General features: G+C 71.5%; 14 protein-coding genes. 6 read left to right on the top strand and 8 right to left on the bottom strand.

Translation table 11 applies throughout. From position 1 onward, the window contains the following. Positions 1-128: 128 nt before the first annotated feature. A complete protein-coding gene (locus GNZ18_RS05805; RefSeq protein ID WP_156215072.1) occupies positions 129-1880 on the top strand; it encodes an MFS transporter in 1752 nt (583 codons plus the stop codon). Between the two features lie 165 nt (positions 1881-2045). Here GNZ18_RS05805 and GNZ18_RS05800 read toward each other — a convergent pair whose 3' ends face one another. Continuing rightward, positions 2046-2972 (bottom strand): LLM class F420-dependent oxidoreductase, encoded by a 927-nt coding sequence (locus GNZ18_RS05800; protein WP_156215070.1) that lies wholly within the window; start codon positions 2970-2972, stop codon positions 2046-2048. Positions 2973-3037: 65 nt separating this feature from the next. Beyond that, complete coding sequence (locus tag GNZ18_RS05795; protein ID WP_173390662.1) at positions 3038-4381, bottom strand: DUF11 domain-containing protein; 1344 nt, start codon at positions 4379-4381, stop codon at positions 3038-3040. 201 nt (positions 4382-4582) lie between these two features. Between GNZ18_RS05795 and GNZ18_RS05790 the strand changes: the two genes are divergently transcribed. Beyond that, complete coding sequence (locus GNZ18_RS05790; RefSeq protein ID WP_156215066.1) at positions 4583-5242, top strand: glycoside hydrolase domain-containing protein; 660 nt, start codon at positions 4583-4585, stop codon at positions 5240-5242. 28 nt (positions 5243-5270) lie between these two features. On the opposite strand, the gene GNZ18_RS05785 is transcribed toward GNZ18_RS05790, so the two are convergent. Together GNZ18_RS05785 and GNZ18_RS05780 are read right to left on the bottom strand one after the other, a co-directional pair. Beyond that, positions 5271-5564, bottom strand: a complete 294-nt coding sequence (locus tag GNZ18_RS05785; protein ID WP_156215064.1) for a hypothetical protein — start codon at positions 5562-5564, stop codon at positions 5271-5273. 124 nt (positions 5565-5688) lie between these two features. Then, positions 5689-6087: a helix-turn-helix domain-containing protein gene (locus GNZ18_RS05780; protein ID WP_173390661.1), complete on the bottom strand. Its 399-nt coding sequence runs from the start codon at positions 6085-6087 to the stop codon at positions 5689-5691. A gap of 181 nt (positions 6088-6268) precedes the next feature. On the opposite strand from GNZ18_RS05780, the gene GNZ18_RS05775 reads away from it, so the two are divergent. Together GNZ18_RS05775 and GNZ18_RS05770 are read left to right on the top strand one after the other, a co-directional pair. Then, positions 6269-6580, top strand: coding sequence for a hypothetical protein (locus GNZ18_RS05775; RefSeq protein WP_156215060.1), 312 nt, complete (start codon positions 6269-6271; stop codon positions 6578-6580). A gap of 128 nt (positions 6581-6708) precedes the next feature. Next, a complete protein-coding gene (locus GNZ18_RS05770) occupies positions 6709-9774 on the top strand; it encodes an NACHT domain-containing protein (protein WP_156215058.1) in 3066 nt (1021 codons plus the stop codon). Between the two features lie 6 nt (positions 9775-9780). On the opposite strand, the gene GNZ18_RS05765 is transcribed toward GNZ18_RS05770, so the two are convergent. Both GNZ18_RS05765 and GNZ18_RS05760 read right to left on the bottom strand, forming a co-directional pair. Beyond that, positions 9781-10977: a GNAT family N-acetyltransferase gene (locus tag GNZ18_RS05765; RefSeq protein ID WP_156215056.1), complete on the bottom strand. Its 1197-nt coding sequence runs from the start codon at positions 10975-10977 to the stop codon at positions 9781-9783. Further along, complete coding sequence (locus GNZ18_RS05760; protein ID WP_156215054.1) at positions 10974-11492, bottom strand: GNAT family N-acetyltransferase; 519 nt, start codon at positions 11490-11492, stop codon at positions 10974-10976. Before GNZ18_RS05760 ends, GNZ18_RS05765 begins: the two co-directional genes overlap by 4 nt. 167 nt (positions 11493-11659) lie before the next feature. Here GNZ18_RS05760 and GNZ18_RS05755 point away from each other — a divergent pair, with 167 nt between their 5' ends. Then, entirely contained in the window at positions 11660-13582 is a 1923-nt protein-coding gene (locus tag GNZ18_RS05755; RefSeq protein ID WP_156215052.1) for a right-handed parallel beta-helix repeat-containing protein, read from the top strand. 58 nt (positions 13583-13640) lie between these two features. Beyond that, entirely contained in the window at positions 13641-13982 is a 342-nt protein-coding gene (locus GNZ18_RS05750) for a hypothetical protein (RefSeq protein ID WP_156215050.1), read from the top strand. Positions 13983-14639: 657 nt separating this feature from the next. Here the strand turns inward: GNZ18_RS05750 and GNZ18_RS05745 are convergent. Further along, on the bottom strand, positions 14640-14792 hold the full coding sequence (locus GNZ18_RS05745; RefSeq protein ID WP_156215049.1) for a hypothetical protein: 153 nt from the start codon (positions 14790-14792) through the stop codon (positions 14640-14642). A gap of 64 nt (positions 14793-14856) precedes the next feature. Further along, positions 14857-15465: a hypothetical protein gene (locus tag GNZ18_RS05740; protein ID WP_156215047.1), complete on the bottom strand. Its 609-nt coding sequence runs from the start codon at positions 15463-15465 to the stop codon at positions 14857-14859. Positions 15466-15489 lie beyond the last annotated feature (24 nt).

Raw genomic sequence — 15489 nt, 5'->3', positions numbered from 1 at the left:
CTTGACAGCCGAAAATCGAGATATATCGTCTTGATGGTACGAACACGAACATCGTACTTGACACGAACGTCGTTCGTCTATAAAACAGTGTTCGCAGCTAACGAACACCGTTCCCCCCGGAGGCGACCATGACCGAGACACCGGCGCCCACGCCGAACGCGGAGGCGGGCTACCGCTGGCGCTGGGTGGCCCTTTTCGTGATCCTCGCCGCGGAGGTCATGGACATGCTGGACGCGTTGATCACCACGATCGCGTCCCCCACGATCCGCGCCGACCTCGGCGGCTCCGCGAGCACGATCCAGTGGCTCGCCGCCGGATACACCCTCGCCATGGCGGTGGGCCTCATCACCGGCGGCCGCCTCGGCGACCTTTACGGGCGCAAGCAGATGTTCCTCATCGGCGCCGCCGGGTTCACGGTGGGCTCGCTGCTGTGCGGCGTCGCCGGATCGCCCGGCATGCTGGTCGGCTCCCGCGTGCTGCAGGGCCTGTTCGGCGCGCTGATGCTGCCGCAGGGCATCGGGATGATCAAGCAGATGTTCACGCCGAAGGAGATGGGCGCGGCGTTCAGCACGTTCGGGCCCGTCATGGGCCTGTCGTCGGTCGGCGGCCCGGTACTGGCCGGCTGGCTGATCGACGCCGACCTCTTCGGCACCGGCTGGCGCATGATCTTCCTGATCAACCTGCCGCTCGGCCTCGCGGCCGTGCTCGCCGGGATGAAGTTCCTGCCGGCCGGTCGCTCGGACCACGCGACGCGGCTCGACCTCGTCGGCGCGCTGCTGGCCGCCGCCGGCGCCGGGCTCCTGATCTATCCGCTCGTCCAGGGCCGCGAGCTGGACTGGCCCGCCTGGACGTTCGCCATGCTGGCCGCCTCGCTCGCCGTCTGGGCCGTGTTCGCCTGGTACGAGACCCGCAAGCAGCGCGCGGGCGGCGACCCGCTGATCGTCCCGAGCCTGTTCCGCAAGCGCGGCTTCACCGGCGGCCTGGTCGTCGGCGTGGTGTTCTTCACCGGCATGGCGGGCATCGCGCTGGTGCTCGCCCTGTACTTCCAGCTCGGGCTCGGCTACTCGCCACTCAAGGCCGGACTCGCGGAGATCCCCTGGTCGGCGGGCATCGTCGTCGGCTTCGCCGTCTCCCAGCCGGTGCAGCGCTTCGGCCGCAAGGTCATCCAGGGCGGCGCGCTCATCATGGCCGCGGGCGTCGCCGGCATGGTCGGGACGCTCCAGGCCGCGGGCATCGACGTCACCCCGTGGCAGCTCACCCCGGCGCTGCTCGTCGTCGGCCTCGGCATGGGGCTGCTGATGGCGCCGTTCTTCGACACCGTCCTCGCGGGCGTCGAGCCGGAGGAGACCGGCTCGGCGGGCGGCACGCTCACCGCGGTCCAGCAGCTCGGCAGCGCGCTCGGCGCGGCCGTCCTCGGAACGATCTTCTTCGGCCTGCTCGGCGGGCACGTGGCCGCCGCCGCAGACGACGGCGCGGGCGGGCTGCGCGGACGGCTCGCCGCCGCCTCCGTCCCGGCGCCGCTCCAGGACCGGGTGGTCACCGGGCTGCGCGACTGCGGCCGCGACCGCGCGACCGCCAAGGACGCCGTCGCGGTCCCCGCGTCCTGCGCCCGGCTGGAGGGCGAGGTCAGGGCGGCCGTCGCCGCCGCGCCGCAGTCGGCGGGCGCCGTCCAGAAGGCGGTCGCGGACGAGGCCGAGCGCTCGGCGAAGACCGGCTTCGGCGGCGCCATGAAGATCACGCTGTGGATCGAGGTCGGCCTGCTGGCCCTCACGGTCGTCGTGGCCTTCCTGCTCCCCCGGCGCGCCCGCCTGGAGGAGGACGGCGAGGGCGGCCCCGCCGACGCCCGCGCGGCCGGAGTCGAGGCACCGACCGGAGCCTGACCCCCGGCGGCCTCCGGGACTCCCGGCGGCTCCCGGCGGCTCCCGGCGGCTCCCGGCGGCTCCCGGCCCGATGGTCTCCGGCCCCCGGCGGTACCGGAGACCCCCGGCCCGGCAACCCCGGAAGGGGAACGGCCCGTGGCGGGGGCCTTCTCGTGCGCCGCCGGGTCAGACCTTGGCGAGGACCTCCGCGGCGATCAGCTCGATGTGCTCCAGGTCGTCCAGGTCGAGGACCTGGAGGTAGACGCACTCCGCGCCCAGCTCGGCGAACCGGCCGATCTTGTCGACGATCTCGCCGGGCGTCCCGGCGAGCCCCTCCCGCCGCATGTCGTCCGCGTCCCGGCCGATGGCGTCGGCGCGGCGCCGGACCTCCGCCTCGTCGCGCCCGCAGCACACGACCTGCGCGACCGAGTAGACGAGCGGCCTGGTCCGCCCCTGCTCCCGGCATGCCTCGCGCACCCGCTCGTAGGCCGCGCCGGTGTCCTCCGGGACGTGGAACGGGACGTTGTACTCGTCGGCGTACAGGGCGGCGATCCGCGGCGTCCGCCGGGCGCCGGTCCCGCCGATGATCACCGGCGGCCCCTCCGGGCGGACGGGCTTGGGGAGCGCGGGCGAGTCGGCCACCGTGTAGTACTCGCCCGAGAACGAGAACCTCTCGCCGGGCGGCGTCCGCCACAGCCCCGTCACCACCTGGAGCTGCTCCTCCAGCCGCGCGAACCGCTCGCCGAGGCTCGGGAACGGGATCCCGTAGGCGGTGTGCTCCGCCTCGTACCAGCCGGTCCCGAGCCCGATGTCGACGCGGCCGCCGCTCATCCGGTCGACCTGCGCGACCGCGATCGCGAGCGGGCCGGGCAGCCGGAACGTCCCCGCCGTCACCAGCGTGCCGAGCCTGATCCGGCTGGTCTCGCGGGCCAGCGCGCCGAGCGTGACCCACGAGTCGGTCGGCCCCGGCTCCCCGGTGCCGCCGCCCATGACCAGGTAGTGGTCGGAGCGGAAGAACGCGTCGAAGCCGAGGTCCTCCGCCGCCCTCGCGACCGCCAGCTGGGTCTCGTAGCTCGCCCCCTGCTGGGGTTCTGTGAAAATCCGAAGTCGCATGGGCCCATCCTCGTACGAACCCGCGCCCGTGCGTCAACGCGGCCGTTCCGAACGCGGCCGTTCCATCAGCCCCGGTCGTCCGCGCGGCTCCGGCGGCGGCGCCGTCCGAGCCGGGTCAGCACGAACCCCGCCCCGACCATCGCGACCGCGATCTCCACGACCGTGCCGGCGCGGGTCCCGGTCAGCGACGTCCCGCCCGCGGCCTCCGCCGGGCGCCCCCGCCCCTCGGGCGCGTACGCCAGCGGCCGGACGGCCATGCCCTCCCGCGCGGCCGGGGGCACGGCCCGCGAGGTCGCCCCGGGGCCGTCGGTACCGCTGCCGTGGGCGCCGTGGGTGCCGTGGGCGCCGGTGGGCCTGCTCGCGCCCGTCGATCCGTCCGCGGGGGTCGGCCGGCCCTTCCCGGTCGACCCGCCGGTGATCCTGGTGCGCGCGACCGCCCGGTTGTTCGCGGGGTTGACGTCGATCGTGGACGTCGTGGCCGTGGACGGCGACTCCAGCGTGGTCCCGGCCCTGGCGCTCGCGTCCGGCCTGACCCTGGTGCGCAGCGTCCGCGACTCGCCGGGGCGCAACGAGCCGACCGCGCAGGTGTACCCGGCGCCCCGCCCGGCGCACGCGTTGTCCGGCCCGATGAGCCTGGCGTGCCCCCGCGACCGGACGACCACGTTCTCGGCGGTCGACGGCCCGAGGTTGCGCACCCGCATCACGTAGCGGATCACCGCCCCGGCCCGCGCCTTCGCGGGCGCCTTCTTCGACATGACGAGGTCGGCCGTGCGGGCGACGCGCGACGCCGGGAACATCCGCCTCGCCCGCGCGGTGCCCCAGGTCACCGTGGCGCCGGGCATGATCGTCCGCCCGGCCCCGGCGTGCCGGGCCACCTTCCCCCGCAGCACCCCGGGCACGGTCCGCCCCGGCTTGACCACGCCCAGGCGGCAAGTGACCTTCCCGCCCTTGCCGGACGTGCAGTTCGACTGGCCGGACACGAACTTCAGCGTCTTCGGGAACGTCACCCGGAGCACCGCGCGATGCGCCCTGGCCCGCCCCTTGGCGGGGGCCTGGACGGTCACCGCGAAGGGCCAGTCGTAGGTCCGGCCGGGCACGACCGTCTTACCGGGGCCGACCATGCTGAGCCTGACGACCGCGTCGGCGTCCTGCGCGGGCTTGGGTCCGGGCTTGGTCTTGGGCTTGGCCTTGGGTTTGATGTCGGTCTTGGGTTTGGGCTCGGCGGGAGGTCCGGGCTTCGCCGGCGCCGACCGCTGGTCGTCAGCGCGCCCGTCGTGCGCGGCGGGCACGGGCCCCTCAGCGCGGGTCCCGCCGTTCGCGTCCTGCATCGGAACGACTCCGAGCAGCGGAGTCGCCGCCAGCAGCACGAGACCCCGTGCCCCGGCGCGCTCCCTCACCTTCCCGAACATGTTCCCCCCGATGACCTGCGGTTTCGCTGACGATGTCCGTTGTAGCGACCGCCCGGCCCTGGCGCTAGCGCCACGTCGGCGTGTCGTCACGCATCGTGATGGTGGCGGCGGGAGGACGGGACAGCGCACGGAGCGCGCTGCGAACGTAGAGTGACCGCCCCTTGACTCGCTGATGACCCGGTTCCCGACCATGGAGTTCAGATGGCCGTCTTCGGCGTCGACTACGCGTGGGGACGCCCCGGCGCCGACGCGCTGCGCAACGCCGGCGTGAAGTTCGTGTGCCGCTACCTCTCGCATGACAAGACCGGAAAGAACCTGACCCGACCCGAAGCGGAGGAGCTGTCGGACGCGGGCCTGTGGCTCGTGGTCGTCTGGGAGTCCACCGCCTCGCGCGCGCTCGGCGGGCGCGAGGCCGGTGAGGCGGACGCCAGGGCCGCCGCCGAGCAGGCCGCCGCGCTCGACATGCCGGACGACCGTCCCGTCTACTTCGCGGTCGACTTCGACGCGACGTCCGACCAGCAGGACGAGATCAACGCCTACCTGGACGGCGCCGCGTCCGTCCTCGGCCGCGACCGGGTCGGCGTCTACGCGGGGCACGGCCCGGTCGGCCGCGCGTTCGACGCCGGGAAGATCACCTACGGATGGCAGACCTACGCCTGGTCGGGCGGCAGGTGGGACGCCCGCGCCCAGCTCCAGCAGTACTCCAACGACCACGAGATCAACGGCGTCGGCGTCGACTACGACCGCGCCATGGACCACGACTACGGCCAGTGGCGCGTCGGCGTCTCCCCCGCGGCGGTCTCCCCCACGGAGGGCTTCCCCACGGCGGTCTCCCCCAAGGAGGACGACATGCCCGACTAGGTCGTCCGGCCCCGCGGGCCCGGCCCGGTCACCAGGGCTCGTCGGAGTGGTCGGCGGCGTGGGCGGCGCGGGCGGCGTCGCGGATGACCCGGGTCTGGATCTCCAGATGCCGCAGGATCTGCCGCTGCTGCTCCCGGACGTCGCGGACCAGGTGCGCCGCCGACAGCGCCACGGCGGCGACCGCGATGACGAGGCCGGTGTTGATCAGGACGAGCAGTTCCGTCCGGCCGCCCAGCACGGCGACGGCGGCGGCGCCCGCACCGGCCGCGACGACGCTGGCGGCGAGGGCACCGGTGACACCACGGGCACGGGTGGAGCGCATCGCCGTCCCTCCTTCACGGGAAGCCGGGGACCGTTCTGACCTGCCCCGACATCCTTAGTGTTCCCACGGCCCCGCATCCGCAACAACCGGTCAGTAGTGGAAATACCCAGCGGCGACGTAAAACCTAGCGCCCGCCGGGCTCCCCGTACAGCGCGCGCAGGAACGCCAGGGCCATGCGCCGCTTGTCCCCCGCGTCGGCCCGCAGGTCGGCGAAGTAGGCGTTGAGCTCCGCGAGCTCGCGGAGCGCCTCGTCCGGGCCGTCGCCGTCCGGCACGCCGAGCGGCTCCAGTCCCTCCCCGATGCGCACCAGGTCACCGCCCCGCCACTGAAGGGTCTCCTCGATGGCGCTCCGGGTCCGCGCCTGCGGCCAGCGGTCGCCCGCCTCCAGGTTGTAGATCGTCTTGACCGTGACCCCGGCGCGCTCGGCGAGCTGCTCCTGGGTCAGGCCGAGCGATCCACGCCGGGCCACCACGTACTTGGCGACCCGCTCCCGGTCCAGCTCTCCAGCCATGTTGCCCAGCATGACGGAAACATTATGGAACATCCAGTAATCACAGGCAGAAACTTTCTCGCACGAAGATTTCTATAACTTACCGGTTCTCTCTTGATAAATTACCGGTAAGTTCCTAGTCTGGGGAGTGGGTCCGCCGCCGGCGGACCGGATTGCCGGCGGCGGGACCCCGAGAGGAAGGGGCGGGATCGCCGTGACCGAGGATGGACCGTTCACCCTGGAGCTGGCGCTGTCGGAACTGCGCCGCGACCACGACGTCCAGATCGCCAACCTGGAAGGCCAGTTCGCACTGCTCCTGCAGCGCAACGAACTGCACGAACAGCAAGCCCGCGCACACATCCGCCACATCGGCGAACTCGACGACCGCATCACGGCCGCCGAACGCGACCAGGTCACCCACGCCTACCTCGACAAGCGCTTCCGCCACATCATGACCGTGCTGTCCCTCCTGGCGACGACCGCGTCGGTGGTGGTGGCCCTCGTCACCACCCTCCTCAGCACCTGACCTAGAGGCCCGCCCGCGCGCGGCGGAACGCGGCCGGGGGGGGGCGATCGCGGATTCGCGGGGCTCGCGGGGGACGTTTTCGGGACGATGGGACGATTGCCCTCCTCCCCCGTCCCCCTGGAGCACCCGTGGCCCGTGGACTCACCTACGCCGACGCCGTCCGCCTGCTCGGCGGCGGCGAGAGCAGGATCGTCACCGCGCTCGACCGGTTGACCGGCGGCCTGCTGCTCGCCGCGACCGGCGGCGGGAGCACGTTCGCCCTCAGCCTCTTCGACGCCAAGGGCGAGCTGTTCCGCCACGGGCACGACCTCGTCCGGGAACTGGTGGCGAAGAAGCGCGGCCTCGGCCGCACCGACCGGACCGAGCTGCTGGCCGCCGCCCAGCGGGTCCTCGTGGTCACGGCGTTCTTCGAGGTGGTCGCGGAGGTGGACCTTCCGTTCGACGTCCGGGAGCTGCGGATCGGCAAGGCGGAGCAGGTGGCGATGGCGGGCGGCGACCCGTCCGCCGCCCCCCTGCTCGTCCAGGGCCTGACCGGCACGGACGTACCGCTGATCACGCCGGCGAGGCCGTACGAGCACCTGCTCGGTGACGTGATGCTCTTCGATCGAAAGCTGAGCCGCGAGCTGGTCCGGTTCATCTCGGGGCTGGCCGTCTGGGACCGGCTGAGCACCACCGACCAGGACCGACTCACCGACACGCTCCTGGAGCCGGTGCCCCGGGCCGCCACCCGGCGATTCGAGGAGTACCTCCAGCGACTCGCCGGCGAGTTCCCCGAACTCGGGTTCTGGGTGGACCGGATCGACCACCAGGCGACCCGCGCTGAGATCCTCGAAATCCGGACGGGCCTCGCCGGGCTTCAGCGATTCCTGGACGAGATGGCCGCCCGGCAGCTCCCCGATGACCGGCGTGCCGCGCTGTCCCGCCACTACTGTGCGCGGCTGGGCCGTCCGCTCTCCGAGTCGGGCGACGCGCCCACGGGAATGGTCATCCCCACGCTTCAAGACGCCTACGTCAATCCGCGCTACCGCAAAGAGTTCGCCGTTCACGCCGACAAGCTGACGAGTGAGAGCTGGTGGGAGGAGGTGGTCCCCGTCCGGGACGATCTCCAGGAGACGTTGATCGGGCATCTCACCGCACCGGATGCGACGCGGGCGCCACTTCTGCTGCTCGGCCAGCCGGGGTCGGGCAAATCCGTGCTCACCCAGGTACTCGCCGGGCGGCTCCCCGCGAACGACTTCATGGTCGTCCGGGTCGTCCTGCGCGAGACCCCGGCCGACGCCGACCTCCAGGGGCAGATCGAATACGCCGTCCGCGACGCCACCGGCGAGACGATGAGCTGGCCGGAACTCGCGCGGACGGCGGGCGGGGCGCTCCCCGTCGTGATCCTGGACGGCTTCGACGAACTGCTCCAGGCCACGGGCGTCAACCAGTCGGACTACCTTCAGCAGGTCGTCCGGTTCCAGGAGCGCGAGTCCGACCAGGGACGCCCCGTCGCGTTCATCGTCACGAGCCGGACCGCCGTCGCGGACCGTGCTCGTATCCCGCCCGGCGGTGTGGTCGCGATCCGCCTCGAACCATTCTCGGACGGACAGGTCGGCCAGTGGCTGCACACGTGGAACACCTCCAATTCCGCGTATCTGGCGAGTCGAGGTCTCCGCCCACTTCCCGCCGCGACCGCCCTCGCCCACGACGCACTGGCGCGCCAGCCGCTCCTGCTCCTGATGCTCGCCCTCTACGACGCGGACACGAACGCGCTCCAGAACGGCGACGCCACCCTCGACCTCGCCGAACTCTACGAGCGACTCCTTTACCGCTTCGCCGGGCGTGAGGTCGGCAAGACCGAGCGGGGGCTGAGCGAGCAAGCGTTCACCGAGGCGGTGGACGAGGAACTGCTCCGGCTTTCCATCACCGCCTTCGCCATGTTCAACCGGGGACGCCAATGGACGACCGAGCAGGAGTTGACCGACGACCTCGCCGCCCTGTTCCCGGGCCGCCCCGGTCGGCCCGACGCGGGCTTCAAGGCCCGCATCACCCCCGGCCAGGCCGTCATCGGGCGCTTCTTCTTCGTGCACCAGTCGCAGGCGCCGACCCAAGAGACCAGGCTGAGCACCTACGAGTTCCTGCATGCCACGTTCGGCGAGTTCCTTGTCGCCAGGCTTGTGGTACGCGAACTGACCGAACTCGCCCGCGCCACGCTCGCCCGTTCCCGCCATGTGGTGGTGGACGACGCGTTCCTCCGCGCGCTGATCTCCTACGCGCCGCTCACCGTGCGCGAACCGATCGTCGACTTCCTGGCCCAACTCCTCTCCCGCGTCGCGGACGAGATACGGCGGGCCATGGGCGATTTCGTCCTCGGGTGTTTCCACACGGCGCTGGAACCGCATGACGGCCACAGCGCCTACAGGCCAGTCCGGCAGACGGTCACCGCCCACCACGCCGTCTATATGGCGAACACCCTCTTCCTCACGACGGTCATCAAGGGCTCGGTGACCGGGAGTGAACTGTTCCCGGGCGAAGGGGACCCGGTCGGCCCATGGTGGCGCTGCGCCCGCCTGATGCAGTCGCAACTCCACAGGTCCGGCTGGTCGAGCCTGATCGGAGCCATCCGCGTGAACCGCATCCGAGCCGCGCACGGCACGCGCGATGTCCGGCTCTCCAGCCCGGCCCCGACGCTGACCCTTGAGCACTTCTCCGCGTCATGGACGTTCGACCACCGTCCCGACATCACGAATTTCGCGTTCCCCGGTGTGGACGAGATGCGGGCGTCAGCGCAGTTCGTATGCGACGAGACCGAGGACGTACTGCTCCACGCCCTGGCACCCATGAACCGCGAAGGCTACGCCGGATACGACTTCGACACGACCACGTTCGTCAAGGTCGGGGACGACCGGTACGTCTCGATCACCCACGCGCTGCTGAACCTCTGGAACCGCCGGCCGGATGCCCATGACGGAGACAACGACTCCCTCGTGGAGGCCTACGAGACCTGCTTCAACTTCGTCGGTGAGTACTTCGTCCTCTACGCGCTGCTCCGCCAACTCGCGGCGGAGGCGCCCCTACTGCCCAGGGAGTGGCGAGCGAGGGTGGTCGAAAGGTTCGCCACAGAAATCAAGGACGCGAAACATCTCCGCCCCTGGGCCAGAAAGGCGTTCTACGACATCGACGTCGACTTCCTCAACGAGGACCAATCCTGACCGCCATCAGAAATCGTCGTTGGTGTACGGGGCCAGCGGTACGGCGAAGGCACGGTCCAGGCGTGCGGCCGCGTCCGGCGTGTGCTCCGTGACGACGCCGATCCGCGCCAGCGTGCTCACGCTCGTCCCACCCAGGTAGGCGGCGCCCAGATCAGAAGCGCTCAGCGTCAGGTCGGGCGCGTCCTCCGTGCGGTCGCAGGTTCCGGCGGCGAGGCGCCAGCGGCCCTGGTTGGCGGGGAGGCGCTCGTCCAGCAACTCGATCACCAGCGAGTCACCGGTGGCCCAGGAGCGGGCGCGCAGCGCGGCCGGGGCGTCGACGAGGCGCACCCACAGGGCGCCGTGCGAACCGGTCACCTCGACGCGGTCGAAGTCGGCGACCATGTGCGGGATCAGGTCGTCCACCGGGCGGGACGGCGCCTTGATCTTGGTGGTGAGGTCGATCGAGGCGAGGTAGCGCCACAGCGCGGCCTCGACCTGCGGGGTGTCGGCGACGAGGTCGTCGATACGGACGTGGCCCGTGCCCTCCCCGTGCGTCCGGTAGATCACGTAGCCGCCGGGCTCGCCGTCCAGGACGGCGACGCGGGGTTCGGTGAAGTCCTCGTCGTCATCGTCGACGGCGGGCAGCATGTTCTTGTCCCACCACTCGGCGTCGCGGACGAGGCCGCCGGGCCGCCGCGCGAGGGCGCGGGTATGGATGGGGCCGAGGATCTCCGGGGCGGAGTCGCGGTCGATCAGCCGCAGCGGCCGAGGGTCGGGCTCGGTGCGCAGCGCGAGCGGGCGGGAGGTGTCGATCTCCAGGCTGATCGCGCGGTCGGCGAGGCCGAATCCGTACCGTCCGTAGATGGCGCTCTGGGACGCCCACAGGGCGGCGACCGGGCGGTTCGCGGCGGCGGCGTCCATGAGCATCCGCTCCATCATCGCCGTCAGCACACCGCGCCGCCGGTGGGTCGGCAGGACGCCGACGAAGGTGATCGCCGAGCAGTCCAGGAACGCGCCGGGGACGGCCAGCCGCATCGGCAGAACAGCGGCCTGGCCTGCGCTGACGTCATCGACATAGGCGGCGAGGCGTTCGGCGCGGCGGGCGGCCCACAGCTCGCGCTCGCGGTCCTCCGCCGGGGTGCGGTGGTGGAACACGAGGTCCGCGAGGTCCATCATCTGGTCGACGTCGGCCAACGGGATGTCCCGGATCTCCAAGTCGCTCATGCTTCAACCGTATGGGGGGCGCGCAACCGGTTTTCCCAGGTGATGCGGTAGTACATCAGCCGGTCGTCCGCGCCGACGAACTCCATGCCCACGGCGGCCATGACGCGCTGGGACGCGACGTTGCCGAGGTCGGTGTCGCCCTCGACGGCGGTGACCCCGCTGTCGCGCGCGAACCGCAGCAGCCCCCGCAGCGCCTCGGTCGCGTAGCCCTTCCCCTGCGCGGCCGGGATCAGCCCGTAGCCGATGGTGACGGCGCCGCGCTCGTCGGCGGCGCCGTGGAAGCCGAGGCCGCCGATGGCGAGGCCGTCCTCGCGCCGCCGGATCTCGTAGGCGCCGAACGGCTGCGGGTCGCCCGCGTGCACGCAGGTCGCCAGGTACCGCCGGGCCCCGGCGAGGTCGCTGTCGGTGGGGTATCCGGGCGCCCATCCGGCGCCGGACGGCCGTCCCTCGGTCAGCCCCTCGGCCTCGGCGATGGTCAGGGGGTGCAGCACGAGTCGTTCGGTCTCCAGGTCCATGGGATCACGCCTATCACAGCGCCCGCCCCCGCCCCGTCGGCGGGCTCGACCATGGTCGTGTCCCGTACGCGACCAAAGAAGGCCGTGATCGACGTTCGGACGACGCGGCCCCGGCGCGTCCGGCGGGACAGTGGCGGCACGAGACCGACCGAGGAGGAGCCTTGACGATGGTCAAACGGGGTGCCGCAGCGGTGTTCGCGGCGGGCGCGCTGGTCGCGGTGGCGCCGCCGCCCGCGTGGGCCGAACCGGGCCCGGACCAGTTGTACGTGGCCCCCTGGGGCGAGGACGCGGGTCCGGGCACCGCCGGGAAGCCCTTCGCGACCCTCCAGCGGGCTCAGCGGGCCGTGCGCGAACGGACGTCCCGCATGAAGGCCGACCTGGTGGTCAACCTGCGCGCGGGCACCTACACCCTGGACGCGCCGCTGCGGATGACGGAGGAGGCGGGCGACTCCGGAAGCGGCGGGCACCGCGTGATCTACCAGGCCGCCGGCTACGGCACCGGACACCAGGAGCCCGTGGCCGTCAGCGGCGGACGGAAGATCACGAACTGGCGGCCGGACCCGGGCCTCAAGGGCGTCTGGCGCGCCGAGGTGGGCTCGCTCGACACCCGGCAGCTCTATGTGGACGGCCGGCGCGCCACCCGCACCACCGTCAGAAAACGCCTTCCCGGTGATTTCAAGGCGACCAGGACCGGTTATGAGACCGACAGCACCGTCCCGCAGACGTGGAAATCACCCCGGGACATAGAGGTCCTCTACGAATACGGCTACGCCGAGGGCCGCTGCGGCATAGCAGGCATCACCGGTGACGCGAAACACTCCACGATCACCATGGACGAGCCCTGCTGGTCGCTGGCCAAGGAGCTGTACGGGGCCGAAGCAATGGCGGAGGTATCCGGAGTCGAGAACTCGCCGACCTTCCTGCGCGAGCCCGGCGGCTGGTATCTCGACCGCTCCCGTCCGGGACACCATGCGCTGTTGTACATGCCGCGCGAAAACCAGGACATGCGGCGCGCCGACGTGGTCGCACCCGTCCTGGAATCCCTGGTGAACGGCGCCGGAAGCCCGGGACGCCCATTGCACGACATCGGTTTCCGGGGCCTGACCTTCGCCCACGCCACCTGGCTCGCCCCCAGCGAACCCGCCGGGTTCGCGTCGGCCTGGAGCATGTACATGCGACCGGACGGCCTGCGCACGGTCCCCGGCAACCTCGCGTTCCACACCGCCGAGCGGATCAGGTTCGAGGGCAACCGCTTCGTGCACCTGGGCGGGCAGGCCCTGGAGATCTCCGACAACAGCTCGCACAACGTCGTGGACGGCAACGTGATCACCGACGTGTCCGACGGCGGCGTGCTGCTGGGCGTCGTCCCGCCCGCCGAAAAGGGCGTGAACCGGGGCAACCGAATCACCAACAACTGGATCCACCACATCGGCGTGGACTACCGCGCCTCGTCCGGTATCTGGGACACCGCGACCTCCGAGACCACGCTCGCCCACAACCAGGTCGACCACGTCCCCTACAGCGGCATCCTCTCGGGCCCGAGCGACGACCTGCGCGGGATCATGCACCGCAACCGGATTCTGAACAACCGGATCTTCCAGACCAACCTCGCACTACCGGACGGCGGCGGCATCTATTTGCGCGGCGAACAGGGCACCTCGTTCGCGGACGGCGCCGTCATCAGCGGAAACGCCGTCAACGACAGCAAGCACCCCGAATGGAACGTCGGAATCTACACCGACGACAGCACCAATTATGTCACCGTGAACCGCAACGCCACCTTCGACTACGCGGCGGCGATCGGCGGATGCAGCGAGGTATGGGGCGACCGCCCAGTCCAGAACGTCCGCTATGTAGGCAATTTCTGGGACGACGCCGTCCCCTCCTGGGTCGCCCGGCGCACCTTCCCCGGAGCCTGGCCCACCGCCGAACAGGAATGCGGCGACCCCAACGACCTCACCTTCACCGACAACACCCTCCTGAACCCCAAGAATCCGGCCCAGGCCTGCGCGGCGAACACCGCCTGCACCGCCATCCTCAACAACGCGGGCCCTCTCCCGCCCTACCGCCGCACGATGAACTTTCGCTAACTCGTTGAGGCCGCCCGTCCAATAGGGCACGCTGCTAGGACCGATTTCAGGAGGTCTGATGCCGCGCGGATTACTTGTGCTCACCGCAATAATGATCACACTGGTCTCCGGGTGCTCCAACAGCCCCGGCCCCATCGTCGGCAAATGGCGCGACGAGGGCGATGAGGGCGACCAGATAACGGCCGAGTTCCGCGACGACGGCACCATGTCCGCTCAGGGCGGGAGCCTAGGCTGCATTGGAACCTTCAAAGCGGAGAAACAGCAGCGAACCTACCGGGCCATCCTCGACTGCGGAACGAGCAGGGGCGCCAGTACCTGCATCGTATCCTCGGACGGAAAACATTTGACGGTCACCACCCCCGACGGCAGAAGGGGCGACTACACCCGCGTCCCCGACTAAGCCCAACGCGATAAAGGCCCATTTCGCCCATAAGAGAGCGGCCCGCACGAAGCAGGGCGGGGCGGCGGCGAGGCACGATGCCGGTCATCAAGCCTGCGGCGCCGCCCCGTCTCTGCCCGCTTCCAAGACGCGGCGGCACGGCTACGGAAGGAAGGACAAAGCCGCCCGCCCGGAGACGACGATGCCCGGGCGGGCGGCGGGTCCGGGCCGATGCGGCCAGGTCCACGGCGATCCCTGTGTCGGACGTCCAGCCGCACATGGACGGCCGCTGCCGCGCCCTCCAACGGCCGCCGCGCCGACGCGGTACAGCCCTTCCCAAGGACGCGCGGGCCAGGACAGCGTGGGGCACCCTGCCACCGGGGCCGGCGCATCGCGGGCAAGGTGCCCGGCCGCGCATGCCCGGTTGAAGGCTCACGACCTCCCGCGCGCCGAGGCAGCCCGGACACAGTCCGGACTCCTCCACGACGGCGTGCCGGCCGACCGGCGGACGCGGTGCGCTCAGATCCGGCGGCCCGGCATCCGGCGGCCGACCGCCCTGGTCGCCGGTGCCGCCGCAGTGCCAGCAGTCCACCTCGATCCAGCGCCCGTTGCGGCCGGCCATCAGCAGCCGCCGGGTGCCGCCGCAGTGCTCGCAGGCGGAAGCGTCCCAGTCCTGCATCAGACCAACCCGGCCCCATTGCACGTAAGGCACTTCACCCAGGAGCGCTCCACGCGGGCCGTGTCCTCGTCCTTGCCGTCGTCGGCACAGTGCCCGCCCTCGCCCTGGCAGGCGCCGCACTCGCGGGGACGGCGGTCCCCGTCCTTGGCCACGGGCCCATCCTCGGTCCGCCGTTCCGGCGCGACCATGGCCCCGTGGTGACGTACCGCTACCCGCCTAACTGAACATTCTGATCCGCTTGTGGACCTTCGCCAGGCCGAGCGTGCTTCCCTGGTCGGTCGCCGGCATGTCCCAGCTCGCGGCGATCGTTCGGTCCTCGGGGTTCAGGTAGACGAGCCGCCCGCCCTTGCTCGGCACGTCGAAGGTTTCGATGCCCTCGCGCGGGCGGCCCGGCTCGATCAGCGAGTCGAACTCCGGGACTGCTCCGATCCACGCCGTCGTCGCGGTGTTCCCGTCGCCGGTGGCGATGGTCCGGCCCGCCCCGCGCCACTGGAGGCCGCCGCCCGCTCCACCTGCCGTGGTGTCCGGCTTGTCGACCGCCTCCACCTTGAGGGAGATGACGGCGTACAGGCCGTTCTCGGCCTTGCCGCTCTGCTTGGCGCCGGGGGTGTAGAGCACGGCGAGCGGGGTGACGCGAATCCTCCCGCCGTTGGAACCGCTCACCTGGGCTGCCTCACCCCAGGTGAGCCGCTGGGTCGTCGGCATCGCGCTGGGCGCGGGCGCCGCCGCCGCTGCCTGCTTCTCGGTGTCCGGCTCGTCCTCGCCGCCGCAGCCGGTGACGGTGAGGGCGACGGTGACGGCGACAAGCACCGCGAGCTTGGGCATGAGGGTCCTCTCACAGGGCGTCGC

Origin of the sequence: Actinomadura litoris (assembly GCF_009733595.1) — a bacterium.
Classification (GTDB): Bacteria; Actinomycetota; Actinomycetes; order Streptosporangiales; family Streptosporangiaceae; genus Spirillospora; species Spirillospora litoris.
The sequence above is the reverse complement of the archived record's forward strand: the minus strand, read 5'-3'. Positions and strand labels throughout refer to the sequence as shown.